The organism is Cohnella sp. GbtcB17 (assembly GCF_019091135.1).
Classification (GTDB): Bacteria; Bacillota; Bacilli; order Paenibacillales; family Paenibacillaceae; genus Cohnella.
In genome coordinates this window covers 27,400-53,479 of sequence record NZ_JAGXJW010000025.1, presented here as the reverse complement: position 1 = coordinate 53,479, position 26,080 = coordinate 27,400, and the positions used below count along the sequence as shown (strand labels likewise).

The 26,080-nt window shown below is 59.2% G+C and carries 24 protein-coding genes; 3 read left to right on the top strand and 21 right to left on the bottom strand.

The annotated features are described in order from the left end of the window. Positions 1-43 precede the first annotated feature (43 nt). Positions 44-703, top strand: a complete 660-nt coding sequence (locus KVT38_RS15395) for a biotin transporter BioY (protein ID WP_217594610.1) — start codon at positions 44-46, stop codon at positions 701-703. Between the two features lie 124 nt (positions 704-827). Here the strand turns inward: KVT38_RS15395 and KVT38_RS15390 are convergent, their stop codons facing one another. Then, on the bottom strand, positions 828-1,175 hold the full coding sequence (locus KVT38_RS15390; protein ID WP_217594609.1) for a hypothetical protein: 348 nt from the start codon (positions 1,173-1,175) through the stop codon (positions 828-830). A gap of 212 nt (positions 1,176-1,387) precedes the next feature. Here KVT38_RS15390 and KVT38_RS15385 point away from each other — a divergent pair, with 212 nt between their 5' ends. After that, on the top strand, positions 1,388-2,428 hold the full coding sequence (locus tag KVT38_RS15385; RefSeq protein WP_217594608.1) for a hypothetical protein: 1,041 nt from the start codon (positions 1,388-1,390) through the stop codon (positions 2,426-2,428). A 93-nt stretch (positions 2,429-2,521) separates the two neighbouring features. On the opposite strand, the gene KVT38_RS15380 is transcribed toward KVT38_RS15385, so the two are convergent. The 7 genes from KVT38_RS15380 to KVT38_RS15350 all read right to left on the bottom strand — a co-directional run bounded on the left by KVT38_RS15380 (position 2,522) and on the right by KVT38_RS15350 (position 8,480). Next, the gene (locus KVT38_RS15380) at positions 2,522-3,034 is read right to left on the bottom strand and encodes a YlbF/YmcA family competence regulator (RefSeq protein WP_217594607.1); all 513 of its coding nucleotides are present in this window, start codon (positions 3,032-3,034) and stop codon (positions 2,522-2,524) included. Between the two features lie 40 nt (positions 3,035-3,074). Beyond that, a complete protein-coding gene (gene miaB, locus KVT38_RS15375; RefSeq protein ID WP_217594606.1) occupies positions 3,075-4,679 on the bottom strand; it encodes a tRNA (N6-isopentenyl adenosine(37)-C2)-methylthiotransferase MiaB in 1,605 nt (534 codons plus the stop codon). Between the two features lie 175 nt (positions 4,680-4,854). Then, on the bottom strand, positions 4,855-5,040 hold the full coding sequence (locus KVT38_RS15370) for a hypothetical protein (RefSeq protein WP_217594605.1): 186 nt from the start codon (positions 5,038-5,040) through the stop codon (positions 4,855-4,857). A 122-nt stretch (positions 5,041-5,162) separates the two neighbouring features. Next, positions 5,163-6,029: a tetratricopeptide repeat protein gene (locus tag KVT38_RS15365; RefSeq protein WP_368859105.1), complete on the bottom strand. Its 867-nt coding sequence runs from the start codon at positions 6,027-6,029 to the stop codon at positions 5,163-5,165. Positions 6,030-6,058: 29 nt separating this feature from the next. Next, positions 6,059-7,015 carry an ATP-binding protein gene (locus KVT38_RS15360; RefSeq protein ID WP_217594603.1) on the bottom strand — a complete coding sequence of 319 codons (957 nt, stop codon included), beginning with the start codon at positions 7,013-7,015 and terminating at the stop codon, positions 6,059-6,061. A 151-nt stretch (positions 7,016-7,166) separates the two neighbouring features. Next, positions 7,167-7,745, bottom strand: coding sequence for a phosphate propanoyltransferase (gene pduL, locus KVT38_RS15355; protein ID WP_217594602.1), 579 nt, complete (start codon positions 7,743-7,745; stop codon positions 7,167-7,169). Positions 7,746-7,895: 150 nt separating this feature from the next. Then, positions 7,896-8,480: an HAD-IA family hydrolase gene (locus KVT38_RS15350; RefSeq protein ID WP_217594601.1), complete on the bottom strand. Its 585-nt coding sequence runs from the start codon at positions 8,478-8,480 to the stop codon at positions 7,896-7,898. 167 nt (positions 8,481-8,647) lie between these two features. On the opposite strand from KVT38_RS15350, the gene KVT38_RS15345 reads away from it, so the two are divergent. Continuing rightward, the gene (locus tag KVT38_RS15345; RefSeq protein WP_217594600.1) at positions 8,648-10,882 is read left to right on the top strand and encodes a helix-turn-helix domain-containing protein; all 2,235 of its coding nucleotides are present in this window, start codon (positions 8,648-8,650) and stop codon (positions 10,880-10,882) included. Positions 10,883-10,951: 69 nt separating this feature from the next. Here the strand turns inward: KVT38_RS15345 and KVT38_RS15340 are convergent, their stop codons facing one another. From KVT38_RS15340 to KVT38_RS15280, 13 genes are all read right to left on the bottom strand, one after another. Continuing rightward, the gene (locus tag KVT38_RS15340) at positions 10,952-12,574 is read right to left on the bottom strand and encodes an extracellular solute-binding protein (protein WP_217594599.1); all 1,623 of its coding nucleotides are present in this window, start codon (positions 12,572-12,574) and stop codon (positions 10,952-10,954) included. Positions 12,575-12,650: 76 nt separating this feature from the next. After that, positions 12,651-13,535, bottom strand: a complete 885-nt coding sequence (locus KVT38_RS15335; protein WP_217594598.1) for a carbohydrate ABC transporter permease — start codon at positions 13,533-13,535, stop codon at positions 12,651-12,653. 21 nt (positions 13,536-13,556) lie between these two features. Continuing rightward, a complete protein-coding gene (locus KVT38_RS15330) occupies positions 13,557-14,549 on the bottom strand; it encodes an ABC transporter permease (protein WP_254639251.1) in 993 nt (330 codons plus the stop codon). A gap of 315 nt (positions 14,550-14,864) precedes the next feature. Beyond that, a complete protein-coding gene (locus KVT38_RS15325) occupies positions 14,865-15,434 on the bottom strand; it encodes a hypothetical protein (RefSeq protein WP_217594597.1) in 570 nt (189 codons plus the stop codon). Next, entirely contained in the window at positions 15,424-17,181 is a 1,758-nt protein-coding gene (locus KVT38_RS15320) for a sensor histidine kinase (RefSeq protein WP_217594596.1), read from the bottom strand. Before KVT38_RS15320 ends, KVT38_RS15325 begins: the two co-directional genes overlap by 11 nt. Then, the gene (locus KVT38_RS15315; protein ID WP_217594595.1) at positions 17,178-17,858 is read right to left on the bottom strand and encodes a response regulator transcription factor; all 681 of its coding nucleotides are present in this window, start codon (positions 17,856-17,858) and stop codon (positions 17,178-17,180) included. Before KVT38_RS15315 ends, KVT38_RS15320 begins: the two co-directional genes overlap by 4 nt. Positions 17,859-18,014: 156 nt before the next feature. Further along, a complete protein-coding gene (locus tag KVT38_RS15310; RefSeq protein WP_217594594.1) occupies positions 18,015-18,881 on the bottom strand; it encodes a 2-oxoacid:ferredoxin oxidoreductase subunit beta in 867 nt (288 codons plus the stop codon). Next, complete coding sequence (locus KVT38_RS15305) at positions 18,881-20,626, bottom strand: 2-oxoacid:acceptor oxidoreductase subunit alpha (protein ID WP_217594593.1); 1,746 nt, start codon at positions 20,624-20,626, stop codon at positions 18,881-18,883. Before KVT38_RS15305 ends, KVT38_RS15310 begins: the two co-directional genes overlap by 1 nt. 225 nt (positions 20,627-20,851) lie before the next feature. Beyond that, positions 20,852-21,790, bottom strand: a complete 939-nt coding sequence (locus tag KVT38_RS15300; RefSeq protein ID WP_217594592.1) for a dipeptidase — start codon at positions 21,788-21,790, stop codon at positions 20,852-20,854. 143 nt (positions 21,791-21,933) lie between these two features. Beyond that, positions 21,934-22,194, bottom strand: a complete 261-nt coding sequence (locus KVT38_RS15295) for a stage V sporulation protein S (protein WP_044877525.1) — start codon at positions 22,192-22,194, stop codon at positions 21,934-21,936. Between the two features lie 224 nt (positions 22,195-22,418). Further along, entirely contained in the window at positions 22,419-23,213 is a 795-nt protein-coding gene (locus tag KVT38_RS15290) for a TIGR00282 family metallophosphoesterase (RefSeq protein WP_217594591.1), read from the bottom strand. Between the two features lie 103 nt (positions 23,214-23,316). After that, on the bottom strand, positions 23,317-24,858 hold the full coding sequence (gene rny / locus KVT38_RS15285; protein ID WP_090115788.1) for a ribonuclease Y: 1,542 nt from the start codon (positions 24,856-24,858) through the stop codon (positions 23,317-23,319). A 334-nt stretch (positions 24,859-25,192) separates the two neighbouring features. After that, positions 25,193-26,059 carry a regulatory protein RecX gene (locus KVT38_RS15280; RefSeq protein ID WP_217594590.1) on the bottom strand — a complete coding sequence of 289 codons (867 nt, stop codon included), beginning with the start codon at positions 26,057-26,059 and terminating at the stop codon, positions 25,193-25,195. Positions 26,060-26,080: the final 21 nt, after the last annotated feature.

Genomic DNA, 26,080 nt, shown 5'->3' with positions numbered 1-26,080 from the left:
CACCAATGTGATTCTAGGTTAACATTTGAGAGGAGAATTGACAATGTCTTTACCAAATCGATCGTCATCCGCATCGAGCGACGCCGGCCGCGAAGCCGACACGACTGTCATCCGGCAACCCGCCCCATCCGTCTGGATCGGCAAAACGGTGTTTACCGCGCTGTTCGCCGCACTGTTCATCGCCTTCAGCTACGTATCGGTGCCGCTCGGCTTCACGGCCGTTCCTATCACGCTCCAGACGCTGGCCGTCATGCTCGCCGGCGGACTGCTCGGCGCGCGACTCGGCTTTTCCAGCATCGCGCTGGTCGTGCTGCTCGCCGCGGCCGGGCTGCCGCTCCTGCACGGACGAGGCGGGCTCGCGACCGTTTTCGGTCCGACCGGCGGTTTTATATGGATGTTCCCGTTCCAGGCGCTGTTCATCGGGATGACGGCAGATCGTCTATTTCGCCAAGGCCGCAAGGCCACGACGCGTACATACGTCCTGCTCGTCGCTTCGATCCTCCTGTTCGGCATCGCGCTTGCCTATGTGGGCGGCGTACCCTGGTATGCATACAAAGCGCATCTCTCGCTGCATGCGGCGTTGATCGGCGCCTGCTATCCGTTTCTCCCCGGCGATCTCGTCAAAGGCGCAGCGGCCGCGATTCTGATCGCCGCGCTGCGTCCGGCGCTGGCTGTCACGCTCAAGCGACTGTCGGGGCGCTGACGGCCGACGCCGGCCGCTTCCGATCTCCCCCGACATGCAAAAGATCGCCCTCTTTCGGCCAATCCCGGAGGAAGGGCGATCTTTTCGCTTTATCGGGTACAACGGAAAGCGGCGGGCGCAGCAATTAAATAACCGTCAGCCCGCCGTATCTCGCCAGTTCCTCGATCAGCCGCTTGTAGATCGGCAGCCTGAATTCCATCGGTCCCGTGCGATGAATGCCGCCGCGGTGATGCACGACGACTTCTTTCGCATACACCGCGTAATACGCGCTCCCCGCCGCGATCGAGCCGTAGGCGATCTCGCCGCTCGCCGTGCGGGCCGCTCTCATCGCCTTGCGATCAAGCCGGACGCTCTCGCAGGGAACGATGCTGACGATATGATCGAACAAGATGTAATAGTTCATATGCGGCTTTTGCACGACAAGCTCGCGCGTCGACAAGGTCAACCCGAACGGGCCTTTTTTGTGAGACACCTTGAGTTCTCCGGTCAAGCCTTTGATTTGCAAAAAATCCGAAATCGTAATCACCTTCCTCCCTGGAATGTACGCCGAGCGGCTCGTGCCCGTGCAGTCGGACAGGGCGCTAGACGAAGGTACAGGCAGCAGTCGGCCGAGCGGCATATTGTGATGACATGCGGCTGCCGCGCGGCAGCAAAGCCCTGCAATCGGGAGCGTGAAACGTTGCGATGATCAGCAGCAAATTGGACCTAATCGTCAGCGACCTGCCGGAACGAACGGTCCAAATGACGTCCGGCTGCGCGTACGGCGAAGAAAATGCCTTGACGGAAATCGGGGACGGTACCGAAGTCACGCTTGTGAACGGAAAATATGCCGAAAAAGCGATCGTTCGCTTTCGCAGCGGAGGCGAATGCTTTTTCGGCAGCTTCGAGCTCGGCGCCCCTTTGGCGAGACGGCTGCGGCTGAGCGGCGACAAGCGCTGCAAGCTCGTCTACGATGAAAAAAGTCAATCGCTCCGCATCGGGCCTTCGCCCGTGTCGGCGGCGTCCGCATCGATCGGCAGCGATGCGAAACTGGGCGCCGGCCGGCTGTCTATCGGATATGCGCTGCTCAGCCGGCTCGGCCTGCCGGACGATGGTCGGAACCATATCCTGACGATCAGGCACGGCGGCCAATCCCGGCGCCTTGCCGTCCGTTCGCCCGCGAATTTATTCGAAGGCGGGCTGAATCTGCACCCGGATGCCGCTCGCGCGCTCAAGCTCCGGACCGGGGCTGCCTACAAGCTCAGCTACGATCAGCGGGCGAAGGAGCTCGTGGTCAAACCGGCAGGCGGGGCGTCCGCCGGCGGAGGTCCGGGCAACGGCGAAGCCAGCCGGCCGAGCGACGCGAGCCGTTCCGGCGGCGCCAACCGCTCCGGCGGCACGAACCGTTCGAGCGGCGCAGCCCGATCCGACGGTCAAAATCGCTCGGCAGGCGCGCCTGGCTCCCGTCAGCCAGCTTCTTCGCCAAGACGTGCGCCAGGCGCCGCCGGCAAGCATGCCGGTCCGCAGCGGCCGCCGGCGCGCGCCGGAACGCGCAAGGAGGCGACGACTGCGGCGCCTCGGACCGGCGCTCGGCCGTCTCCCGGTGCCTCGAAGCCCGATCGGCTTAAAAGCCTTTCACGTCCGGCCCCCGTCTTCCACGCTGCCCATAAAGGCGGCGCCAAGCGGAGCGCGCCCGATACCGCCGCCGTCTTGCCCAAGCCGTATATGCCGAAGGGCCGCGCCTGATGCCGCGGCCCTTCCTGCCGTGAGCCGAGAAAATCCTGCCGGGGCAGGCTCGCGCTTCCCGAAGCTATTTTTAACGGATTTGTCTACCGTTGATCAATCGATGCACGTCTCCGGCTCCTCGACGGGCGGCGTCGCCGCTTCGACGTCGAGCTTCTCCGCGACCGTATCGCGGATGATGCTGACGACGGACTGAAGCATGTAGTTGACGTCCGTCTGGCTTTGCTGGAACTGCTGAACGACCGGCATGCCGTCGAGCTCGTCCTGGAGCACCGCGATCTCGCCTTCGATCTTTTCGACCATCGCCGGATTTTTGAACGTTTTCTGGAACGCGACAAGCTCCTTTTGCTTCTTTTTGATCTGGGAGATCAAGCCTTGCACTCTGTCGTGGCGCTGGATGAGACGCTCCGCGTTCTGGTACGTCCGCACCTCGTCGGCCGTCGTGATCAGCTGCGCGAGCTCCTTGGCCCTGGCGAGGATGTCGTCGCGCAGAATGAGCTCCCGGTTGTCGAATTCGGGAATGACGTAGTCCTCGGGTTGCCCGAGATCGGGCACGCCGTGGCTGCAGCCGTCGTGGCCGTGATCGTGATCGTGCGAATGCTGAGACATAAATTGGGTTCCTCCCGAATGTGATCTGCCTGTTATTCGTTTAAACGCCGCCGGCCGTTCTCGGCAATTCGCTCGCTTCTTCGGCGAGGCCGATCGCCTCGGCCCGGATGAACCAGGTTTGCGGCTGCGTAATGCGCACCATGGCGAACTGTCCGATCCAGGACTTCGGTCCCTCGAAGTGAATGAGCTTGTTGCTGCGCGTGCGTCCGGACAGTACGTTCGCATTGTTCTTGCTCTCGCCTTCGACGAGCACTTCGACGACCTGGCCGGCAAGCTCGAGATTGCTGGCTAGACTCATCTCCGCGATCACCTCGTTCAGGCGGGCGAGCCTGCGCTGCTTGGCCTCGTATGGCACGTTGTCCTCCATCTCCGCTGCCGGCGTGCCGGCACGCGGCGAATAGATGAACGTATATGCCATCGAGATGCCGGCCTCGCGAACGACCTCGATCGTCTCCTCGAATTGTTCATCGGTCTCGCCCGGGAAGCCGACGATGATATCGCTCGTCAGCACGGCGTTCGGCATCGCGGCGCGAATGCGCCCGACCAGGGACAGGAACTGCTCGCGCGTATACTTGCGGCTCATCCGCTTGAGCACCTCGCTGCTGCCCGACTGAAACGGCAGGTGAATGTGCTCCACAAGATTGCCGCCCTTGGCGAGCACCTCGATCAGACGGTCGTCGAAGTCGCGCGGATGGCTCGTCGTGAACCGGACGCGCGGGATGTCGATCTTGCGGATATCGTCCATCAGATCGCCGAACCGGTAGTTCCGGTCCGCGAAGTCTTTGCCGTAGGCGTTGACGTTCTGGCCGAGCAGGGTGATCTCCTTGAAGCCCTGGCGCGCCAGCTCGCGCACTTCGGCGATGACGTCCTCGGGCACCCGGCTGCGTTCCTTGCCCCGCGTGTAAGGCACGATGCAGTATGTGCAAAACTTGTCGCAGCCGTACATGATGTTCACCCAGGCGCGGAGGCCTTCCCGCTTCTTGGGCAAATTTTCGATGATGTCGCCTTCCTTGGACCACACCTCGACGACCATCTCCTTGCCGTAGTGCGCTTCCTTCAGCAGCTCGGGCAGGCGGTGGATGTTGTGCGTGCCGAAAATAAGATCGACATGCGGATGCTTCTCCAAAATGCGGTTGACGACCGACACTTCCTGGGACATGCAGCCGCATACGCCGAGCACAAGATCCGGCTTTTCGAGCTTCAGCCGCTTCAGGTGACCGAGCTCGCCGAACACCTTGTCCTCGGCATTTTCGCGGACCGCGCACGTATTGATCAGGATGACGTCGGCCTGCCGCTTGTCTTCGGTCGCGGTGTAGCCCATCTCCTCGAACAGGCCGCGCATGACCTCCGTGTCGTGCTCGATCATCTGGCTGCCGTACGTGAAGATGCAGTAATACCGGCCGGCGCCGAACGTCTTCATATCCTCGCCGATGCCGGTATCGTAGTGCACCCGGATCTCTTCCTTGCCGCGCTTCTTGCCTTCTCGCAGATCGGGCGGCGAGGAAATTTGAACGTTGCGGCCGTTGATGCGATATGTCGTCTTGCCTTCCTCCTGGGCGATGACCTTCGCGCCAGAGAAGTCGAAGTATTTGGCATAATCTTTAGCCGGACCGGCGGCTTGCCGTCCTTGGCCTTCCTTCGTCATGCGAAGAGATACCTCCTGTCGTGCGCCCTCAAAAGCGATGGGACCATTCGATTCTCCATTATAGCATAGCAAGGAGAGCGGCCCAAGCCTATTCGGACGGCAAAAACGAGCCTTGCGAAGCCTAAAAGCGCGAAAAAACCCGGCAGCGCGGGCTGCCGGGTCGCCGTTCTATCATCTATTTGCGCAAATTGCGCGTGTCGATCATCCGATTTTGCCTGTCGGGGTGACTGTTGGTGCCGACCGCCCGCTGCTGCTTGACCGCTTCGAAGTTCGCTTTCGCCCTGTCCGCGTGCGCCTGCCACTGCTTGCCTTCCTCCTGCACGTCGATCCCTTGCCTGTCCAACCTGCCGTTGTTCGTCATACGAATACACCTCCGGGTTGAATAAGGACTAGTCTTATTTACCCTGGAAAGCGCAATCTTAACCATTCAAAGCTCTCGCAGCCGTTTTTCCGCGCTGCTTCCGCCGTCTCTTAACGCACCTCTTACCTTCGTCTCCAGCCGAACACGCGCACATGGACGAGCGCCTTCGTTCCCCACTTCGAGAGCACGTACAGCACGATAAAGAGCAGCAGCAAGGGCTTGAACAATATCCACGCGACGATCCAGGCGACCCAGATTTGCCAAGGGCGCATTCTTCGAACGTACTTGCCGGGCACCGCGAAAATCCGGTACATCGGATGCGCACGCTGAAGCGCTTCTAAATATTCGTCCTGAAACTGCTTATCTTCCGGATTGAGCCGGACAGCGCTTTTCATATAGGTCTCGTCGAGCTTAAAGTCCCCGCGCGTTCGGGCGGCCCAGGCCAGATGCAAGAGCACATGCGGCGTCTCGGCATCGATCCGGATCGCCTGGGCGTCGAGCTTCGCCGACTCCTCGAAGTCGCCAAGCAAAGCTTCGACGTAGCTCAGCATAGCGAGGTAGACGGGGTTGTGAGGCAACAGTTCGAGCGCGCGAAGCAGCTCCGACTTGGCCTGTGGGAATTGTCCTTTTTTATTGTAATAATTGGCGTTCAAATAATAATAGAAAGACTCGTACGGATCGAGGCGCAGCGCTTCGGTCAGCGATTCCTGGAACGCCTTCAGCCGATCGCTCTCATAATAGGCGGATACGCGCACGAACCAGGCCGACAGGTGCTCCGGATCGCGGCGCAGCGCCTCCTGCGCCCAATGCAGCGCTTCGTCGTGCCGGTCCATGAGTAGATACACGCGCCCGGCAAGGGCCATCGCATCCGCATCCTCCGGATCGAGCGAGAGCAGTCGCTGCGTCTCCTCGAGCGCTTCCTTGTATCTCTTCCATTCGATCAGTTGCTCGGCCGCCCGAAAGGACGCCTGCCAAGCCGCTTGTTCCACCCGCGCCGCCTCCCCGCCTGCCGGACCGCTTATTTGATGCCGTGCTTTTTCGCGTAGTCCAGCACGATTCGATAGTCGCCGTTGGCGTCGCTGAACGTCGCATAATTTTTGGCGGTCGAAAACCATTCCAGCGTCGTCGCCTTGCGCGTCTTGGCCGAACGCCGAAGATCGTCGTTCGTGATCGGCTCGATGCGTCCCGTTCCGAGCATACGCTCCATGGCCGACTCGACGGCGTCCTTGACGACCTGCTCGAGATCGGCGCCCGAGAACAGCTTCGTCTCCGCCGCGATCTTTGCCAGCTGGAGCCCCTCCGCGGGCTTCCCGGACAGCTTGAGCTCCAAAATGCGCTCCCGTTCGGTTTCCTCCGGCGGGGGAACGAAGACGAGATGATTGAACCGCCCCGGACGACGCAGCGCCGAGTCGAGATACCAGGGCGTATTGGTCGCGCCGATGACGAACACATTGTCGTTTTCCGCCTGCAGACCGTCCAGTTCAAGCAGCAGCTGGTTGACCAGCATCCGGTCGTGATGCTGCCTCATCTGGTGCCGGCTGCCGCCCATGGCGTCGAGCTCGTCGATAAAGACGACGCACGGCTTGCTCTGCCTGGCTTTGTCGAATATGTCGTGCAAATTGTGCTCGCTCTGTCCTGCGTACATGGACAATATCGCCTGCAGCTCGATATGCAAGAAGTTCGCGTCGATCTCGCCGGCGACGGCTCTGGCGAGAAACGTCTTGCCGCAGCCCGGCGGGCCGAACAGCAGCAGGCTGCCGCCCGCTTCCTTGCCGTAGGCCGCGAACAGCTCCGGCTGCTGCAGCGGCAAGATGAAGTTCATCCGAATTTTCTTCTTTACGTCTTCAAGGCCGCCGACGTCGGCGAACGTTTCCTTCGGCTTATCCGATTCGACGAGCGTCTGATCGTCCTTGCTGAACTGGATGAGCTTCAGATTTTTTCTTCTTTGCTCCGCGATCTCGTCCCGGTCGGACATCTTCGGTTCCACCTCGGCTTCTTGATTTTCTATGATAAGGAATATACACAGTTTACCATATCTATGAAAAGTCCATCGCGCCCTTTCCGTGCAAGAGGACGCAAAAAACGCGTCCTCCGCCTGTCAGGCGGAAAACGCGTCTGCGAGCCTTCTATTCGAGCAGCTCGGCGAAGTCGCCGGTCGCGGCGCCCGAGGCGTTGCCTTCGTCCGTGTCGATATGCATATCGAGCTTAAACGACGGCGATACGCGCGCGATGACGTTTTCGAACACAAGGCCGCGGTCTCCGCCCAACCGGACTTTAAGAAGTTGCTTGTCCGCGACGCCGAGCCGCTCCGCGTCCGACGTATGGAAATGAATGTGCCTGGCTGCCACGATGACGCCTTCGTCAATCGTCACTTCGCCGGCCGGACCGACGATCCGAATGCCGGGCGTCCCTTCGATATGGCCGGATTCGCGCACCGGCGGCTTCAGACCGAGGGCGAAGGCGTCCGTGCGGGACACTTCCAGCTGCGTCGCCTTGCGGACCGGTCCGAGGATGCGGATCTTCGGAAAAGCGCCTTTCGGGCCGTACACGGCGACCGTCTCGTTCGCGGCGAATTGACCCGGCTGCGACAGCGGCTTCATCTCGGTGAGTTCGGCGCCTTCGCCGAACAGGATCCGGACATGCTCCTGCGTCAGATGAATGTGCCTGGCGGATACGCCGACCGGTATTTTTTTGTCTTCGTTCATCGTCAAGACCTGCCTTTCGCGAGCGGCTTTAGTTTATTGAGCATGTACACGATGTCATTATAACGCAAACATCTGCCGGTTAAGAAGGAAGCGAACACAAGTTCACGGACCGTCCACGCGCTTGCCATACTTCTGCCTTAATTTTACGGATTACGCGTTCAGCCACCGCTCCGCTTGCGCGATCCAGGCGCCGCCTTCGTCCGCAAGCAGCGTATGCCAGCCGAGCGCGGCGCCCTGGGGCAGATTGCTTTTGGCATCGTCGACATACAGAATGTCCGCGAAACCTCCGAGCCTCGCATCCATCAGACCGTAAATTTCCGGCTCCGGCTTGCGGAAACCAACCTCCGCAGAGACGATCACATGATCCGCCAGCGGATACAGTCGCGCGAGCACCGGCGCGATCCATTCGGTCCGGTGATTGCTGAGGATGTTCAGACTCGCCAGGTCCCGCCATCCGGCCAGCCGCTCCAGCGCGGGCAGCGGACGAATTTCCGAGACCAGCCTCTCCCTAGCATCAGCCCCGTCGATCGCTTGGAAACGCCCGGACATTCGTTCCCAAAATTCCGTCTCGGCGATCGCGCCTGTCCATAAATCCGCTCTTACGTCTTTGCGGAACTGCATTAAAGCATCATATGGCACATCGTAATCGTCCGAGAGGCCCTCCCAAAATCGCGGGGTATAGTTGGTGGCGAGCACGCCGCCGACGTCGAGGATCATCGCTTTCTTGTGCTTCAACTTGCATTTCTCTCCCTTTCGATCGACTACCGAAAGTATAGCATTCGCGCACAAATCGTGAACAAGTTAAAAATATGGTGATACCCCCGGCGTGCCCGTTCGTGGTTTAATGAAGGCATATCCGTTTTGCTTCGACAACCTACATAAAGGGAGCGGGTGAAGCCCTCATGCCGAACACGAACGCCTCCACCGCCGCGCCGTTCAAGCTAAGGCTCAAGGACTTTACGTCGTCCTTGTTCATTCGGCTGCTGCTTAGCTTCTTCATCATTATTGCACTATTGGTCACATTTATCTTTTATTCCGTTTTCAATTACCGAAGCGGCATCAAAGACGAGATCATCAAGTACAACACGCTTGGCTTGCAAAAAACGACCGAGGATTACGACAAGCTTTTTGCTTTGATCCAAAGCTCGGTCCTGACGTTCTCGCTCGAGCTGCAGGACGCCGGCGCCGCATCCGTGGACTACGTGCGCGCGGTATCGACGATGCAAAAGCTGCAGGTCCTGCTATCGAACCGGCTGCTCTATCTGGACAATTTGATCCTGATGCACAAAAAGACCGGATTCGCGCTAGAGCAGAGCCGTGGCGCGGACATCGGCACCATGTTCGAACGTTACTACAACAGCACGGCATACGGTTCGTCCTTTTGGATCGAACAATTCGATCGCCCTGGCACGTTCGAGGTGCTGCCTGCCGCCGCCTTCGCCGAAGTAAGCGGCTCCGCACGCGCGGACGAACGCAGGCTCATTCCGATCGTCGTCCGCAACGATCGGATGTCCGATTTTTACATGATCGCGATGGTTCGCGCCGATGCAGCTTATGCAGGTTTGCGGCAGATGACGGACGACCGTTTTTTTATTTTAAACGATCAGGGTCGGACGCTTTACGCGACGGTGACAGACGAATTGAAGACGCTGCCAGACATGCGCGGCGATTCGGGGCATCTGATCGACAAGGGCGCCTATTATTTCTATGAAAAAGGCGCAAACGGCCTCACCTACGTGCTCGAAGTGCCCGATACGACGATATCCGGCCAGATTCGCTGGAATTATACGTTTCTCGCGCTGCTCGCGCTGACGGTCGCCATCAGCCTGATCGCGTCTCTCTTGTTCAGCCTGCGCATTAACCTGCCCGTCAAGCGCATGATCGAGAGCATCCATAAATGGAACGCGCCGATTCGCTGGCAGAGCGGGATCAAGGAGTTCAATATCATTCAGGACAAGATCGGCGAGGTGCTGAAAACGAGCCGAGACATCCATGCAGACATGTCGCAAAAAGAATCGCTGCTGCGCTACTATGCGTACTCCAATGCGCTCAAAAAAATCCGGCATCAGCACGGCGCGCATTTGCCGATCGCGGCGCCGGATCGTCCCTATTCGCTGCTCCTGTTCCAGCTATACTTCAAGCCGAACCTGCGCCAAATCGAGGTGGACGAAGAACGCGCGGCTTCCTTCATCCGCGAATACGTCAACCGGATCGTTACCGAGCTCTATCCGGATTCGGTCACGCTCCAGATGGAGAAGGACCAGATTCTGTCGATCGTGTTCGCAAATCACGACGACCCCGAGATCGCGCGCACGCTCGCTCGCATCGAACACGTGCTGCAGGCCGAGCAGGAATACGTATACCTCACGATCGCGGCAACCGGCGGCGCGCAAGATTGGAATGAGGCTTACCGGAGCGGGCTGGACCTGCTCCGCGCCAGAAGATTCGGCGAACAAACGCAGATCGTCCTCGAGCCGCCGTCCGGCGAGGAACCCGGCGCCTGGTCCCCCGGGCAGGAGGAGGAGCTCGAGACGCATTTGTACCATGGCAACGAGGCGCTCGCGCAGGAGCTCGCCCGGCGCGCGATCGGGAAGCTCAAGAAGCGCGCGCCGAGCGCGGCGCTCGTCCGGCAGTTCGCAGATTCGATCGCAAGCCGAACGCTCAAGATCCTTCGTCAGCGCCAGATCGATCCGGCGCCCGTACGCAAAGCGATCGAGACGCTGTCCGACAGCCGCAACTTCGATCGCTTGGAAGCGTCGATATGCGATTTGATCCGCGAGGCCTGCCTGCTGGTCGGTTCGGAAAAAGACAAGCAGGATCCGACGATTGCGTTCGTATACGACTACATCGCCAAAAACTTCGACAAGGACATCACGCTCGACGTGCTCGCGGACAAATTGAACATCTCACGCAGCTACCTGTCCCGCTACTTCAAGGAGAAGACGGGCGAATACTTCGTCGACTACGTCAATTTGGTCCGGATCGAGGAAGCGAAAAAGCTGCTGCTGCGCCCCGACATCCGAATTCAAGACGCGGCCCAAATCGCGGGCTACCAAAATATCAATTCATTCAACCGGATGTTCAAAAAGTTCACCGGCTTCACGCCGAGCGAATATCGCAAGCAAACGATTCAATGATGCAAGCACAAAGAAAGGAGGGGCTCTCGCCCCTCCTTTCTTTGTTATGCGCGTACGCGTTCCGGACGCTTACTTCCACTCGCCTTGAATGCCGGCATCAGCGAGCAGCTTGTTAACTTCGTCGATCAATTCCTTGCCGCCTTTTTTCATATATTCTTCGACCATCTTGTCCCAGCTTGCTATCGGTTCTTGGCCGACGATCATCTTCGTCTGCCACTCCTTCGCGATCTGTTCAAGTTCGGAGCCCTTCTGCGCGAGCACCTCGGAGTGAATGCGATAGACCGGATCCACGTAAAATTTCGTGTTTTTCAGCAGATCGACGGAAGCTTGCGCAAAGGCGCGCGCCGTCGGATCGGCGTATGTCTTGTATGGTTCCGTCGCTTCGTCCGTTTCCGCCCATTGCGCGACTTTATGGTAGCGGCCTGGACGCTCATCCGCTCCCTCGGGTATCGCCACCGGCAGGCCGTCGACCATTTTATAGGCGACGTTTTCGCCGCCGTTCTGCCAATCGTAATCCGGGTTTTGCGGGCCCCGTTGATCGAAAGGAATGTACGTTCTAAAGTAGTCCTGCATCTGCAAAATTCGGTTGATCTTATCCTCGTCGCCCTTCATCTTGGCATTCAGCGCGGTAACGATATAATAACCTTGACCCGCCGTAAAGCCTTGCTGGCCATCGGCTTGCTTGAACGGTGGAATGACGACGACTTCGGCGGTCGGGGATAGCTCCTTCAGCGTCTTGAACTGATCTCCGCCCATCGAATACGCCTGCTCGTACCAAATGCCGTATTTCCCGGCGAAGAAATCTTTGCCGACGTCGGTCGATTTGCTGACCGCCCAATCCTTGTGAAGCGCGCCAGCTTTGTACAGATTGGCGAGGAACTGCGTTTGCTCCTTATAGCCGTCCGAGATGATGCCCGGGATGAGCTGTCCTTCCGCGTTTTTGTTGTACCAGCCTATATCCCAGGCCGCGCCCATCGACGCTCCGTAGACGATCTGCTTGGACAACGCGAAGCCGTACGTGTCGTCCTTTCCGTTTTTGTCCGGATCGTCCTTCGTGAAGGCGATTGCCACTTTCTCCAGTTCTTCATAGGTCGTCGGCATGGCAAGTCCCAGATTGTCCAGCCAATCTTTGCGGATGATCGGCTTTTTGCCGTATTTTGACGGAAAGTACTGCGGAATCGCATAAATTTTACCTTCGACCGTGACGGCGTCCCATACGTTTTTGGGAACGGCCTTGAGTGTCGGGTACTTGTCTATATAATCGTTCAGCGGCAGAAACGCGCCTTGCTTCGCCCACTTGACGAAGTTGGAGTCGACCGCCTCGATGCCGATGACGTCCGGCAGATCGCCCGCGGCCATGACGACCGGCAGCTTGCTCGAATATTCTTCGTAAGGAACGAATTGCGGCTTGTACTCGACGTTGAATTTTTCATTGATTTTTTTGAGCCCGCCCCCGGTATCGGCGGGGACCGGGGACAGCCAGGTGCCTTCGATGGCGCTTATGGAGATCTTTTTAGACGCGTCGCTCGGCACGGCGCTCGAAGACGGCTGGGAAGCGCTGGCGCTGGCGGATGCCGAGGGGCTTGCGCCCGAAGCGCTTGGCGATGCCGTATTATTGTTGTTGTTCGAAGCGCATGCCGCCATGCTGACGGCCATGCTAGCCAAGAGACCTACGGTTAGCATTTTTTTCATTTTTGGATAACCCTCCCGATAATCGTTGGTATAGCGATGGTACGACGCTGTCCGGCTGCCTGCCCGTCCGGCGGATCTAGCCTTTTACCGAGCCGAGCATCACCCCTTTCGCGAAGTGCTTTTGCAGAAAGGGATAGACGGCCAGAATCGGCAGCGTCGCCAGCAGGATCGCGGCCATTCCGATCGTCTCGCTCGGCGGCAGTTCTCCTGCCAATGCCGCATCGCGTGCGGCCGAGGCGAGCGTATCTTGGTCGTTAAGAATGACGAGCTGTCTCAAGACGACCTGCACGGTCCATTTGGTTGGATCGTTCAAATACAAAATCGCGCCGAAATACGTATTCCAGTTGAGGACTGCATAAAACAATCCGAATGCCGCGATCGCGGGCTTGGACAACGGGAGTATGATTTTGGCGAAGATTTGCAGGTCGTTCGCGCCGTCGATGACCGCGGCCTCGCTCAGCTCGTCGGGGATACCCATAAAAAACTGGCGCATGACGATCAGGTTGAAGGGATTAATCGCACTTGGCAGGATGAGCGACCAGTAACTGTCGATCAGACCGGTCTCCTTGACGATCAGATACGTCGGAATCATGCCTGCGGAAAAAATAAACGTAAACAGCACGAGAAACACATAAAAGCGCTGTCCCCATATATTCCGAGTTATAGCATAGGCCATCGTAGCCGTCAAAACGAGATTGACCAGCGTGCCGAGCGCCGTTACGTAGATCGTTACGCCCATCGACCGTATGAACTCTTTGGAGGACAGAATGTAATCGTAGGCATCGGACACCCAATTTTTCGGCCAGAGGATCAGTTCGCTCGAGGAGAACTCCTTCGCATCTACGAAGGAGACGACGAAGATATAGTAGAATGGCAGCAGCATGAGCAATGCCAACAGGCCTAGCAATACGACGTTTAAGCCGTCCGTCAGCCGCCCGGATAACGTTCCCTTGTGTCGCATCGGACGTTCACCCCCTTTCGTTTAGAACACGCCTTGGTCCCCGTACTTCTTCGCGAGCTTGTTCGCGCCCAATATGAGCAACAGCCCCACGATGCTCTTGAACAAACCGACAGCCGTGCCGAAGCTGAAGTCGGATTGCTGGATGCCTTTGTAATAGACGAACGTATCGAGCACGTTGCCGATATCCATCGTGAACGGATTCAGCATCAGGAATACTTGCTCGAAGCCCGAATCGAGCACGGTGCCCAGACGCAGGATGAACAAGATAACGATCGTGCTGCGCAAGCCTGGAAGCGTAATATGCCAGATCTGCCGCCACCTGCTCGCGCCGTCCACGACCGCCGCTTCGTACAGGCTCGGATTGATGCCGGACAGCGCCGCCAGGAACATAATCGTTCCCCAGCCCGCTTCCTTCCAGATCACCTCGAGCACGAGCAGCGGCATGAACCAGCCGGGCTCCTGCAGGAAGGCCGTCGGCTCCGCGCCGAATAGGGCATGCAGCACCTCGTTGACGAGCCCCTCCGTCTTCAGGAAGATCGTCGCGATGCCGATGACGACGACCCAGGACAGAAAGTGAGGCAAATAAAGGATGGACTGCAGCAAGCGCTTGTACTTCTCGCTCCGAAGCTCGTTCAACATGATTGTCAGCACGATGGGAATCGGGAAAGCGAACGCGATCTGAAGCAAAGATAGCAGAAGCGTGTTGCCCAGCACGCGAACGACTTCAGGATCGCTGAAAATTTTGCGAAAATGGGCGAACCCCACCCAGTCGCTGTGCAGGAAGCCCTGGAACGGACTGAAGTCCTGGAACGCGATCACGTTGCCGAGCATCGGGACGTATCTGTACAAGATGAAGTAAGCGAGCCCCGGCAGCAGCAGCAAATACAGGTACCGCTCCCGCCATAAACGCGCAGTGAGCTTGCCTTTCTTTTTTGGAACCGCGCCGACCGGCGCGGCCTGAATCTCTGTCCCGTCTCCCTCGAAGGGATGCATGATGACACTCTCCTCTTTCAATTCTCTCACCCCCTCATGCCCAACCTTACCGGATTCGCGCGTCAATGCGTATCGCCTGAAATTTGAGATCTTCATCGTTTTTATGAAAAGGATAAAAAGGGTGAAAGAGTGAAAAAAATGACCAATGAGCAGCCGCTGCAGGACGACCGCCGCTTCGGCGCGGGTCGTGCTTGCGGCAGGCCGGAAAGTTTGCTTCTCGGCGAAATATGAAGTTAACGGCGCCATTCTACATTTGTTGAAATAAAAAAAGAGAGAGGATCCTCCCGCTCAGAGGATCCCTTCTCTCTTCGTCAATTATCGGTACGCTGCCTCGCATCACTTTAATGTGATTTTTTTCGTCCAGCTCTTTTCATTTCCTTTGTCGTCCTTGAACAGGAAGCTGACCTCGCCCTCCTGTCCCTTCAGCTCGTCGGGGTAGAAGAATCCCATGAACTGACCGTCGCCGCTGATGTAAAATCCGTTCTCGCCATTGCCGCCATGGGCAATGGCGTCCTGCAGCGTGTTGACGATTTTCGTATCGCCTGACGTCCAGCTCATCTCGGCCAGCGCGTAGCCGGTCGGCACCTGCTTGACGACGAAGTCGAAGCTGTTGCCTTCGATCGGCTTCTCCGTCTGATCGATGACGATCAATATTTTCTGGTCGGCCGGCTCCTCGAACGACGCCGAGGAAGGCGATGCCGATGGGGAAGGCGATGCAACCGCTGACGGCGATGCCGATGGGGAAGCGGACGGCGAAGTTGTCGTGGAAGGCGCCGGCGTCGCTTGCGTAGCAGACGAAGAAGCGCCCGCCGAAGCCTGCGTTTCGGTATTCGTTTTTTCCCCGCAGGCGCTCGTCATCAGCAGCGCTGCGATCGCGGCGGCATACGTCCATTTTTTAAGGTTCATTCGAATCTCCTCCGGTTTCGTTTAAAGTAAAGTAGAAAGCGACGCCGCGCGCCGTATTGCGAACCCCGAACTCGCTTCCGTGCAGCGTTAGTATGTGCTTCACGATGGCGAGGCCAAGGCCCGTGCCGCCCGACTTGCGGTCCCTCGAGCGCTCGGCGCGGTAAAATTGCTCCCAGATGCGGTCCAGGTCGGCTGCGGCGATGGGCGCCCCTTCGTTTTCGATCGTCGCAATTGCTCGGCCCGGCGAATGGCGCGCCACTTCGACCGCAAGCGCGCCGCCTTCGGCAGCATGCCGGATCGCATTGCCGAGCAAATTCATGAGCACCTGCTCGATCCGCTTCGGGTCCGCATGCACTTGCCATTCCTCGTGCGCGTTCGCCGCAAGAAGCAGCCCTTTCTCTTCGATCTGCCCGGAAAACGACCGCAACGCTTCTCGAATCGACGCCGACAAGGAGATCGCTTCCGGCTGCAGCCGCACGGCACTGACCTCGAAGCGGGACAGCTCAAGCATATCCATAATCAGCGCGTTCATCCGATCCGTCTCCGTCACGATGATCGACAGGTACCGTTCCCGCTTGTCGGCGGCGACGCCGTCTTGAAGGCCCTCCGCGAAGCCCTTCACGATGCCGAGCGGCGTCTTCAGCTCATGCGAGATATTCGCGACCAATTCCTTGCGCAGCCGTTCGGAACGTTCTTTTTCCTCGACGTCCCGCTTCAGTTGCTCGTTCGCTTGCCTCAGCTCCGCCAGCGCGGCCTCCAGATTCCGCGACATCGCGGTCATGCGACTCGACAGCTCCCCGAATTCGTCCTTCGACCGAATCTCCTCGTGCCCGGCAAAGTCGAGCTCGGAGAGCCGCGTCGCCGAACGGGTCAGCCTTACGAGCGGTCTTGAGACCATTCTCGAATACACCCAGGACAACAACAGACCGACAACCAATACGACCGGCGCCAAATAAGCGATGTATCGCTTGAGCATGTCTACCGCTTCTCCGACCGGCTGCAGGGAAGTCATGGCGAACAAATAGCGGGCATCCCCGCTCCCCGGCGCAAAAGGCTGCAGCATGGCCGCATAGCGTACCCCGCTCCATGGGTCTGTCCATTCCGTCTTCGCGGTTCCCCCGCCCATCGTTTGGATCGTTGCCTTTTCCGCATCGGTCAGCCATTTAGAGAGCGCTTCATTCATCTGCATATCCTGGTAAAACGGATTGTACGAACGGCGCTCCGGCACGAGGAGATCCGCGATCGTCCCGCTTACCCGCACGAGTCCCTCCTCGAGCGCACGCTCCTCTTGTCCGATGGCGATCGGCTGCATAATCGTATCTTCCTCGTCCATAAAAATGCCGTCGACCGTCAGCCGATCCCCGATCTTGAGTCCCGGCGGCAGCGCGTCCGCCGTCATTCCTTCGCTTGTGAGCGGCACAGTGACCGTCTTGCCGTCCGCGCGCAGCTCGAGAAAATAGGGGTGGGCGGCAATGAGCTCGAATCGTTCGTTCAGCATCGCGATACTCGCGTCGCTCCGGTTCATGAATTCGCCGAGCAGACGCGTTCCGCTGCCCGGCTTCGATTGCTCTGCCTGCCGGTACGCGTTTCCGAACGCCGTCAGGCTCTTCTCGATCGCCTCGTTTTTGGACGTGCGATAAAATCGCTCGAAAAACAGGCCCTCCGCCAGAAGCAGGATTATGAAAAGAAGGAGAACAAGAGCCGCCGTCACCGCGAACAGCTTCATAACGACGCTTCGCCTTTTCATGGCGTCCCCTCGAATTTGTAGCCGGTGCGCACGACCGTGGCGATCAGCCGGCCTTCGGGACCGAGCTTGGCGCGCAGCTTTTTGACATGCGTATCGACCGTACGCGGATCGCCGTCGTATTCGTAGCCCCATACCGAATCCAAAATATAGTCGCGGGCGAGCACTTTGCCTTCGTGCTTCGCGAGAAACGCCAGCAGCTCGAACTCCTTCGGCGACAAATGAAGCGTCTCCCCGGACACAGCGGCGGCATGCGCATGCCGGTCGATCGTCAGCTCGCCGAACACGAGCCGTTCGCCGTCGCGTCCGACCGTCCCTTCGGTCCGGCGCATAAGCGCCGCTGCCCTGGCGACGAGCACGCGCGGGCTGAGCGGTTTGGTCACGTATTCGTCGGCACCGAGCTCGTACCCCAGTATCTGGTCGTCGTCCTCCGCCCGCGCCGTAATGATGATGACCGGCACGTCCGACTTTTCCCGGATGCGCCTGCAAGTCGTCCAGCCGTCCAGCTCAGGCATCATCAGATCGAGCACGACCAGATCGACGGCGTTCCGTTCGAATAGGTCCAGCGCCGTTCGCCCGTTATCCGCTTCGAGCACGTTCCAGCCTTCCCTGACAAAATAATCCGTAATAAACTCTCGCATGAGCGCGTCGTCTTCCGCTAGCAATATCGTTCGCTTCATCGCCGCTCCCCCTCCCCGGCCTGGCATCCGGTACGTCTATAACTTTATCGTACCCTTGTGTCCATCGTGTGTACGCGCGAAAAACAAATAGCGGCAGCCGGGACAGGCTTGCATGTCCCGGCTGCCGCTATCGAAGGCTTGCCTTCCTTGCCTTCCTTATCTGAATTCCGCGAGCAGCTTGTCAAATTCCGCTTCGGGAAGCGTCAGATCCTGCTTCGCCAGCGCCTCGGCCCTGAAGCCGACCGCCATGTCCTCGTACGACTTGCGCGTCGTATCCTGGTAGATCAGGCCCGTCAGCATGCCGCTGGTCTCCATGATTTTCGTCATCGCCGCGATCCGGTTCGACGGGTCGTAGTCGGTGAACTGCTCGAGGTTGACGATGTTCTCCTTGAACCAATCGTAGGTGTTGACTTTATTGAAGGTCACGCAGGGCGAGAATACGTTGATGATCGAGAAGCCTTTGTGCTGAATCGCCTGCTCGATGAGCGAGGTCAGCTGCTTCAGATCGCTGGAAAACGACTGGGCCACAAAAGTGGCGCCAGCGGACAGCGCGATCTCGAGCGGCGACAGCGTCGTCTCGATCGAACCTTCCGGCGTCGACTTCGTCTTGAAGCCTTCCGCGCTGCGGGGAGACGTCTGGCCCTTCGTCAGACCGTAGATCTGATTGTCCATGACGATGTAGGTGAGGTCCAGGTTCCGGCGGATTGCATGCACCGTATGACCCATGCCGATCGCGAAGCCGTCGCCGTCGCCGCCGGAGGCGATGACGGTCAGCTCGCGGTTCGCGAGCTTGACGCCTTGGGCGATCGGCAGTGCGCGGCCGTGTATGCCATGCAGTCCGTACGCGTTAATATAGCCGGAAATACGGCCCGAGCAGCCGATGCCCGAAATGACGGCGAGCTGCTCGGGTTCGAGGCCGACGTTCGCGGCCGCCCGCTGAATCGAAGCCTGCACGGTGAAGTCCCCGCAGCCGGGGCACCAGTTCGGCTTGACGTTGTTGCGGAATTCTTTGAATGTAGCCATTACAGCTTCAGCTCCTTGCAGGCTTGATAAACTTCGGAAGGCAGGAACGGCGTGCCGTCGTATTTGAGCAGATTTACGATTTTGTCGTGATAGCCGACGTTTTGCTTGATCAGGTTGGCGAGCTGGCCCGTCGCGTTGTTCTCGAGCACGACGACCTTGGCCGCCCGCTCCAGGTAAGGCGCAAGCAGGTCGCTCGGGAACGGATGCAACTGGCGCACCGTCACATGGCTCGAGGCGATGCCTTTCTGCGTCAGCCGCTCCTGCGCCTCATTGATCGTGCCGCCCGTAGAGCCCATCGACACGATGAGCAGATCGGCGGGCTCGCTCGGCCCGTCCGACTTGACGGCGTCGGTAATGCGCAGCGCGCCGAGCTTGTTCAATCTCTTATCCATCATCTTGCGGCGGTTGACCGCGCTCTCCGACGGACGGCCTTCCTCGTCGTGCTCGACGCCGGTCACATGGTGAATGCCGTGCTTCGCGCCGGGCAGCACCCGCGGCGAGACGCCGTCCTCGGTGAACTCGTAGCGCTTGAACAGCTTGTTCGGCTCCGTCGGCGCCAGCTCCTGTTCAAGCGGGATAAGCTTGCCGCGCTTGATCTCGATGCGCTTGTAGTCGAGCGGCTCGCACGATTGCTTGCCGAGCGACAGCTGCAGGTCGGTCGCCACGATGACCGGCACCTGGTATTCCTCTGCGATGTTAAACGCTTCGATCATGTCGTAGAAGCATTCCTCGATCGTGCTCGGCGCGATGACGACCTTCGGAATCTCGCCGTGCGTGCCGTAGATCAGCGCGTTGATGTCGGACTGCTCCTGCTTCGTCGGCAAGCCGGTCGAAGGACCGCCGCGCTGCGTATCGATGATGACGAGCGGCGTCTCGGTCATGCCGGACAGCCCGATCGCCTCCATCATGAGCGACAGGCCCGGGCCGGCCGAAGCCGTCATCGTGCGCACGCCGCCGTAGTTCGCCCCGATGGCCATCGTGACCGCCGCGATCTCGTCCTCCGTCTGAATGACGGTGCCCCCGAACTTCGGCAGCTTTTTGATCAGATACTCCATCACTTCCGACGCCGGCGTGATCGGGTAGGCGGACATGAGGCGGCAGCCGGCCGCGACGGAACCGAGTCCGAGCGCTTCGTTGCCGATCATGAACAGCTTTTGCTTGCCGTCCGCTTCGGCCAGCTTAAACGCCTCGATCGGGCCGCCGGCCTGCTCGAGCACGAATTCCGCGCCGCGGCGTACCGCTTCCACGTTTTTCTCGACGACGGCCGCGCCCTTGCGTCCGAACTCCTCTTCGACCGCCCGGTTGAACACCTCGATCGGCAGACCGAGCAGCGCCCAGGAAGCCCCTGACGCGACCATGTTTTTCATCAGCGACGTGCCGAGCTCCTCGGCGATCGCCGTAATAGGCACGGCGAACAGCTGCGCATCAACGCCCTCGGGCACGACAGGCGCGAACTTGGCGTCTGCGACGATAACCCCGCCCGCGCGAAGCTCCTTCGCGTTCAGATCGATGCTCTCCTGGTCGAACGCGACGAGAATATCCAGATCGTCCGAGATCGCGCGTATCGGATGCGTGCTGATGCGGATTTTGTTGTTCGTATGACCGCCCTTGATCCGGGAGGAGAAGTGACGATAGCCGTATAGATAATAGCCGAGCCGGTTGAGCGCCGTCGAAAAAATACGGTCCGTACTCTCGACGCCCTCCCCCTGCTGGCCGCCGATTTTCCAAGAAAGTTGCTCGATCAATGCTTCCATCTCCTCATGCGTAGGGTGACTGGTGTCATCATAGGCCAAGCTTGAAGAATATGTTATATACAAATTCGCGTACGCCATAAACATGACGCCGATCTAATAAATTTTATGATTCGTCTTGTCAAATTGCAATAGTTTCGGTCGAAATATGCGACCATACTTTTGTTTATCGTCATCGTTTTGCCTATCTATTTGCAGGGATTTGCGGAGCGTTAGACGTTATTTCAGATTGTCGGTTAAAAAACGCCGCGCGTGTCCCGACAGCCAGCCGTGAACGAGCCGTTCGGGGTGGCGCGCCAGCAGCGCGTCCGCAAGCGCCGGATAGTCGGCGGGTCCGGCGAGCCCTTGCGTATACGTGTCGATGCCGTCGAAGTCCGAGCCGAACGCGATATGGTTCGCGCCGCCAAGCGCACACACATGTTCGACATGCCGCAGCACGTCGTCGATGCCTGCGGGTCTTAACGCCTGGAGGAAAAACGGAACGAACGTAATGCCGATCAAGCCGTTCGCCGCGACGAGCGCACGAATCTGATCGTCCGTCAGGTTGCGCGGATGCGGGCAAATCGAGCGGGCGTTGGAGTGGGAGGCGATGAACGGCCGCCGCGCGAGCTCCGCGATGTCCCAGAAGCCTTTTTCGGACAGATGCGACACGTCGATCATGATGCCGAGCGCTTCACATTCCGAGACGAGGCTTCTCCCCTCCTTCGTCAAGCCGGCGCCACGCGGCTCCATAATGCCGTCGCAGGCCCAATTCGCTTCGTTCCAGGTGAGTCCGAGCAGCCGAAGTCCGAGCCGATGGAGCAGCCGAAGCGCCCACCGCTCACCGCGCAGCGCGTCCGCGCCTTCGAGCGTCAGCAGCGCTCCTCTTTGGGACGCATCCGGGCTTAATACGGCCTCTACGTCCACGCCGCTTCGCACGAGCCGCATGCCCGGTGCGGACAATACTTTGTCATGGAAAAGCGCTGCCTGGCGCAGCGCGCTTTCCGGCGTTTTCGGCGTTCCCGTCGGCACCCAGATCGCAAACGCCTGAAGTCCGACATTTCCCCTCGCCAATCGTTCGGCGCTCACGTCCAATCCGGCGGGCGCTGCGGCCCAATCCAGCTTCGGGTCTCGATCGAGCTTGCTGAGCGCATCGCAATGCAAATCCGCGATTCGCATGGCGTCTCCCCCTCTTCTTTATTCGGGAACAACAAAAAAACCTGCGGGCGCGAGAGAAGCGAGCTGCGCGGTAAGCTCCGCGGCATCCGCACCCATGCGATGGCAGGTCAGGCTCTCGTAATCGGACGAACGGTTCAGGAATATTATCTGGGCTCGACGATCAGTTTGATGGCCGTGCGGTCTTCCCCGTCGATGACGATATCCGTAAAAGCCGGTATACAAATCAAATCGACGCCGCTCGGCGCGACGAATCCTCTTGCGATCGCGACCGCCTTGACCGCCTGATTCAGCGCGCCGGCGCCGATCGCCTGCAGCTCTGCCCCTCCACGCTCACGTAGCACCCCTGCCAATGCGCCTGCGACGGAGTTTGGGTTCGATTTTGCCGATACCTTTAATACATCCATGACCAGTTCCTCCTTGGGGTTAAGGATGGGCTCACTAACCGATCATATTCGGGATGCCGACGATTAATTCCTGCCCTGCTGGATTGGCTCGGCGATCTAAATTCATAAAATTCAGAAAATGGGGATTTCCTTGAAAAAGCACGATCGAAGATATAAAAAAGCCGCGCTCCTAGGCGCGGCTTCGATCGTATAGGGTCGCTAAATGGTCGCGAACGCGCAAGGCGTCAGGCCGGGATCCAGCTGTCCTCGTCCACGCGAATCGTACGGACGCTGACGGCTTTGCCCGTCGTTTCGTCGATGTCGACGAACAGCCCGTTCAAATGCCACTTCGTCTCGGCGACCTGGAACCGTGTCGGCATGCCCGTTATGAACTTGCGCAGCACGCTCTCCCGTTCCATCCCGAGCACGCCGTCGCGCGGTCCCGTCATTCCCGCATCGGTCACGTACGCGGTGCCTTCAGGCAAAATCCGCTCGTCGTTCGTCTGCACATGGGTATGCGTGCCGAGCACGACCGAGGCGCGTCCGTCGAGATGCCAGCCCATCGCGATCTTCTCGCTCGTCGCTTCGGCATGGAAGTCGACGAGGATGCACTTCGTTTTACGGCGCAGCTCGTCGATGATCTCGTCCGCCTTGCGGAACGGACAGTCGGACGGCGGCAGGAAGGTACGTCCGATCAAGTTCACGATGGCCAGCTCACGGCTGCCACTCTTAATGATCGTATAGCCGCGGCCGGGTGTGCCCGGCGGCAGATTGGCCGGCCGGACCATGCGGGCCTCGTCGTCGATGAACTCGAAGATCTCGCGATTGTCCCAGGTGTGATTGCCCATCGTGATGCCCTGCACGCCGGCCGCGAACAGCTCGCGGGTGATCGCGGCGTTAATGCCCCGCCCGCCTGCGGCATTTTCGCCGTTGGCGATGACGATATGCGGCTGGTACCGGTCCTTAAGCCACGGCAGCAGCCGCTTGACGGTATCCCGGCCGACTTGGCCGACGATATCCCCGATGAAAACGACTTTCATGAAATCCACCTTTCTGTTGCTCGGCCTGTCTGCATTCATTCGGCCCGACAACGAAAGAAATGGCCGCCAATCGTGGCGGCCACTCCCCCGTATAGCGTTGCTGTTACTTGGCGTATTCGACCGCCCGCGTCTCGCGAATGACCGTGACCTTAATATGTCCCGGATAATCGAGTTCGCTCTCGATCTTCTTCGTGATATCGCGCGCGAGCCTGAACGCTTCTCCGTCGTCGACCTTCTCCGGCTGAACCATGACGCGAACCTCGCGTCCGGCCTGGATGGCGTACGACTTCTCGACGCCTTCGAACGACTCCGAGATGGCTTCGAGCTTCTCGAGCCGACGGATGTACGTCTCGAGCGTCTCTCGACGCGCGCCCGGACGGGCTGCGCTGAGCGCGTCGGCCGCGCCGACCAGCATCGCGATGACCGAAGTCGCCTCCACGTCGCCGTGGTGGGACGCGATACTGTTGATGACGACCGGGTGCTCCTTGTATTTCTTCGCCAATTCTACGCCGATCTCGACATGCGAACCTTCCACTTCGTGGTCGAGCGCCTTGCCGATATCATGCAGCAAGCCGGCGCGTTTGGCGAGAGAAATGTCCTCTCCGAGCTCGGCAGCCATCAGTCCGGTCAGATACGCGACCTCCATCGAATGCTTAAGCACATTCTGGCCGTAGCTCGTACGGAACTTCAGGCGACCGAGAATCTTGATGAGGTCCGGATGGAGACCGTGAACCCCTACCTCGAACGTCGCTTGCTCTCCGTATTCGCGAATCCGCTCGTCCACTTCGCGGCGGGACTTCTCCACCATCTCCTCGATGCGGGCAGGGTGAATGCGTCCGTCGGCGACGAGCTTCTCGAGCGCGGTGCGCGCAATCTCGCGGCGGATCGGGTCGAAGCCCGACAGGATGACGGCCTCCGGCGTATCGTCGATGATCAGATCGATGCCGGTGAGCGTCTCCAGCGCGCGGATGTTCCGGCCTTCGCGGCCGATGATCCGACCCTTCATCTCTTCGTTCGGGAGCGTCACGACGGATACCGTCGTCTCCGCCACGTGATCCGCGGCGCAGCGCTGAATCGCGAGCGAGATGATGTCGCGGGCGCGCTTGTCGCCTTCTTCCTTCGCCTGCTGCTCGATGTCTTTGATCAGTTGAGCGGTCTCGTGACGCACTTCCTGCTCGACCGTGGACAGAATCAGCTGCTTGGCGTCTTCCATCGTCAGGTTAGAGATGCGTTCGAGCTCCGTTATTTGCTGCTTATGAAGCGTCTCGATCTGTTCTTGGGTCTCTTCGATCCGTTTCTCTTTGTTGGCGACTTGCTCCTCCTTGCGTTCCAGCTGCTCCAGCTTCCGGTCCAGCGATTCTTCCTTCTGAACCAGCCGTCGTTCCTGCCGCTGAATCTCGTTGCGGCGCTCTCTAATATCGCGTTCCGCTTCGTTCCGGAGCTTGTGCACCTCGTCTTTGGCTTCCAGTACCGTCTCCTTGCGGAGGGCGTCGGCTTCTTTTCTCGCATTTTCTACGATCTGCTTGGCCGCCTCTTCGGCACTGGATATTTTAGCTTCCGCAATGGACTTGCGTACAACATAACCGATCCCAAAGAAAAGCACGCCAACAACGATGACGATCAAGACCCAGATCCATGACTCCATGGTCTTCACCTCCTCGTTGTATCACCAAGGCAAATCTTGGGACACCTATTTAATTGTGCGCCGGTTTCAGAACCGTTCCGTAGTCTCGCGTAAATCGTCGAAAATTCACTATCCGAATCGTTTTTTGGAAGGAAAAAGAATCGGTAGCGCGATGATGGAATACTCACTCATTGTATCTTTTGTGAAAATGGATTGTCAAGCAATGCAAGGACGGGCGCTCCTCGCCCGCCCTTTGTGGCGAATAAGCCTGAATAAAGCGCAAACGCCGGCTCGGAAGCCGGCGCAAGCAACAAGCGGGGTCGGAAAAACCGGAAGCGGTCCCCGCTCTCATTCGTCATTCCAGGCCGTCCTCTTCGTACGGCTCCTCCGGCGTTTCCCAATCCTCGGCCTCTTCTGCGGCTGCGGACGCTTTGCGCACGGCTTCGCGAGCCGCCGCGCCTGGAAAGCCTCTGCGCAGCAGCATGTTCATCAGCTTCATCTGCCGCTCACGTTCGCTCTTGCCCTTAATAGAAGGCCAGCGCTTCACGGCAAGCGCAAGCGCGGAGCTTCGCTCCGCTTCTTCGTCGAGCCCCTTGATCGCCTCGTCGATCTCCCGCTTGTCGACGCCGCGCTGCATGAGCTCCTGACGGACGAGACGGCTTCCTTTCTTTTGCCCCGTCACGCGCTGCTCGGCGAAGCGCTGCGCGAACATGGCGTCATTGATGTATCCTTGCCTGTTCAGCCGCTCGAGGCAGCCGTCGATCGCCTCAGCGGCATACCCTTTGCGGGCCAGCCCCCGCCGCAGCTCCGTCTGCGTACGTGCCTTGAAGTCAAGCATATACAGTGCCGAGCGGTACGCTTCTTCCTTTTCCTGTTCTTTGCGGAGCATCTCCCACTCCTCCGGCGACAAGCGCCGGTCCTTAAGCAGTCGCCAGGCAACGAGCGTGTCCTCGTGGACGCTGATCAGTGCCTGCTCCGCCAAGCCCTCCACAGCGATCGCGAGCTTGTACATGGCGGGCCGCTTCGGGTCCGCCTCCACCGCCACGATGACGGCGGACGCCGGACCTGTTGGCGTCGCCTGCGTTTCATCGTCCTCCGGCTCTACCTTGAGAAGACGCCCCGGCGAAGCCGGGCGCCGCGTGCGCGAACGACTCCACTCCCGCTCGTCGGAGATATCAACGATCCCGTCGGCCGGATTCGACTCTGTTTTTTTTCTGACCATCGACGGTCAACCTCCTCGCCT

Excerpts from the sequence above, each read along its gene's own strand:
- KVT38_RS15395 (WP_217594610.1), top strand. The coding sequence starts at position 44 with ATGTCTTTACCAAATCGATCGTCATCCGCATCGAGCGACGCCGGCCGC.
- KVT38_RS15385 (WP_217594608.1), top strand. The coding sequence starts at position 1,388 with ATGATCAGCAGCAAATTGGACCTAATCGTCAGCGACCTGCCGGAACGA.
- KVT38_RS15380 (WP_217594607.1), bottom strand. The coding sequence starts at position 3,034 with ATGTCTCAGCATTCGCACGATCACGATCACGGCCACGACGGCTGCAGC.
- miaB (WP_217594606.1), bottom strand. The coding sequence starts at position 4,679 with ATGACGAAGGAAGGCCAAGGACGGCAAGCCGCCGGTCCGGCTAAAGAT.
- KVT38_RS15370 (WP_217594605.1), bottom strand. The coding sequence starts at position 5,040 with ATGACGAACAACGGCAGGTTGGACAGGCAAGGGATCGACGTGCAGGAG.
- KVT38_RS15360 (WP_217594603.1), bottom strand. The coding sequence starts at position 7,015 with ATGTCCGACCGGGACGAGATCGCGGAGCAAAGAAGAAAAAATCTGAAG.
- pduL (WP_217594602.1), bottom strand. The coding sequence starts at position 7,745 with ATGAACGAAGACAAAAAAATACCGGTCGGCGTATCCGCCAGGCACATT.
- KVT38_RS15345 (WP_217594600.1), top strand. The coding sequence starts at position 8,648 with ATGCCGAACACGAACGCCTCCACCGCCGCGCCGTTCAAGCTAAGGCTC.
- KVT38_RS15340 (WP_217594599.1), bottom strand. The coding sequence starts at position 12,574 with ATGAAAAAAATGCTAACCGTAGGTCTCTTGGCTAGCATGGCCGTCAGC.
- KVT38_RS15335 (WP_217594598.1), bottom strand. The coding sequence starts at position 13,535 with ATGCGACACAAGGGAACGTTATCCGGGCGGCTGACGGACGGCTTAAAC.
- KVT38_RS15325 (WP_217594597.1), bottom strand. The coding sequence starts at position 15,434 with ATGAACCTTAAAAAATGGACGTATGCCGCCGCGATCGCAGCGCTGCTG.
- KVT38_RS15320 (WP_217594596.1), bottom strand. The coding sequence starts at position 17,181 with ATGAAAAGGCGAAGCGTCGTTATGAAGCTGTTCGCGGTGACGGCGGCT.
- KVT38_RS15315 (WP_217594595.1), bottom strand. The coding sequence starts at position 17,858 with ATGAAGCGAACGATATTGCTAGCGGAAGACGACGCGCTCATGCGAGAG.
- KVT38_RS15310 (WP_217594594.1), bottom strand. The coding sequence starts at position 18,881 with ATGGCTACATTCAAAGAATTCCGCAACAACGTCAAGCCGAACTGGTGC.
- KVT38_RS15300 (WP_217594592.1), bottom strand. The coding sequence starts at position 21,790 with ATGCGAATCGCGGATTTGCATTGCGATGCGCTCAGCAAGCTCGATCGA.
- KVT38_RS15295 (WP_044877525.1), bottom strand. The coding sequence starts at position 22,194 with ATGGATGTATTAAAGGTATCGGCAAAATCGAACCCAAACTCCGTCGCA.
- KVT38_RS15290 (WP_217594591.1), bottom strand. The coding sequence starts at position 23,213 with ATGAAAGTCGTTTTCATCGGGGATATCGTCGGCCAAGTCGGCCGGGAT.
- rny (WP_090115788.1), bottom strand. The coding sequence starts at position 24,858 with ATGGAGTCATGGATCTGGGTCTTGATCGTCATCGTTGTTGGCGTGCTT.
- KVT38_RS15280 (WP_217594590.1), bottom strand. The coding sequence starts at position 26,059 with ATGGTCAGAAAAAAAACAGAGTCGAATCCGGCCGACGGGATCGTTGAT.